This window comes from Paenisporosarcina sp. P4_E4_2 (genome assembly GCF_056401595.1).
On record NZ_JBFUJC010000510.1, the window covers coordinates 1 to 1,483 of the forward strand.

At 37.1% G+C, this 1,483-nt stretch carries 2 protein-coding genes; both read left to right on the top strand.

Features of this window, described 5'->3' with window-relative positions:
• The first annotated feature begins 22 nt into the window (after positions 1-22).
• Positions 23-802, top strand: a complete 780-nt coding sequence (codY, locus tag AC1DSB_RS19180) for a GTP-sensing pleiotropic transcriptional regulator CodY (protein WP_016427613.1) — start codon at positions 23-25, stop codon at positions 800-802.
• A gap of 391 nt (positions 803-1,193) precedes the next feature.
• Positions 1,194-1,483: 30S ribosomal protein S2 (gene rpsB / locus AC1DSB_RS19185; protein WP_477587409.1), on the top strand; the 290-nt coding region annotated here is incomplete at its 3' end.

Below are 1,483 nucleotides of genomic sequence, written 5' to 3' on the forward strand. Positions count from 1 at the left end.
CCCAATATAGGAGGCCACATTAATGAATTTATTAGGAAAAACAAGAAAAATTAACTCGATGCTTCAAGCGTCTGCTGGTAAGCCAGTAAACTTTAAAGAAATGGCAACAACTCTTAGCAATGTAATCGAATGTAACGTGTTTATCGTTAGCCGTAAAGGAAAGCTCCTAGGATTCGACATCAATCAACAAATTGAGAACGAGCGCATGATCAAAATGATGGAAGAGCGTCAATTCCCTGAAGAATATACGAAAAACCTTTTTAACGTAAATGAAACATCTTCTAACTTGGATGTGTACAGCGAACATACAGTATTCCCTGTTGAGAATCGTGAGTTATTCAAAGAAGGTTTAACTACAATCGTTCCAATCATCGGTGGTGGGGAACGTCTTGGAACATTAATTCTTGGACGTTTGAAAGCTGAATTCCATGATGATGATTTAATTCTTGGTGAATACGGTGCAACTGTTGTTGGGATGGAAATCCTACGTGAAAAATCAGAACAAATTGAAGTAGAAGCTCGCAGCAAAGCGGTTGTTCAAATGGCGATTAACTCTTTGTCATATAGTGAATTAGAAGCTATTGAACATATTTTCGAAGAACTTGACGGAAATGAAGGTTTGCTTGTAGCATCAAAAATTGCTGACCGCGTCGGTATTACTCGTTCTGTAATCGTTAATGCTTTACGTAAATTGGAAAGTGCTGGTGTTATCGAATCTCGTTCTTTAGGAATGAAAGGAACATACATCAAAGTATTGAACGATAAATTCTTGAACGAATTAGCTCAATTAAAATTAAAATAAGTAAAACCAAACGACAACAAAGGCTCAGCCTTTGTTGTCGTTTTTTGTAGCTTTAAAGGTGAGTAGAAGTCTAGTTGGAATAATTGAAGGCTTAGATGGAAAATATGAAGGTTTAGTTGGGAAAATAGCGACCTTAGTTGGAAAACGATAAAATCGAGCCTGCGTCAGACTCTAACTGTATTCAAAAAAACTGCGATTAGTAAGCCGAACTATTATTGTTTGTAGATTTTTGTTAGAAACACTTGCGAGGTTAGTCTAGATATGGTATATTATCAAATGGTGTTATCACACACGCATTTGGATAGTGACAAGTGGTCCTTAACAAAGTTAAGGTCTTGAGCTCTAGTTGAAGAATGCGGAGGAAAAAAACCATATCAGGAGGAAACAAAACATGTCAGTAATTTCTATGAAACAATTACTTGAAGCTGGTGTACACTTTGGTCACCAAACTCGCCGTTGGAACCCGAAAATGAAGAAATACATTTTTGTGGAACRTAACGGAATCTACATCATCGATCTACAAAAAACGGTTAAGAAGTTAGAAGAAGCATATGACTTCATGCGCCAAGTTGGAGCAGACGGTGGTAAAGTTCTTTTCGTTGGTACGAAAAAACAAGCACAAGAAGCTATCAAAGAAGAAGCAGAACGCTCAGGTATGTACTATGTTAACCAACGTTGGTT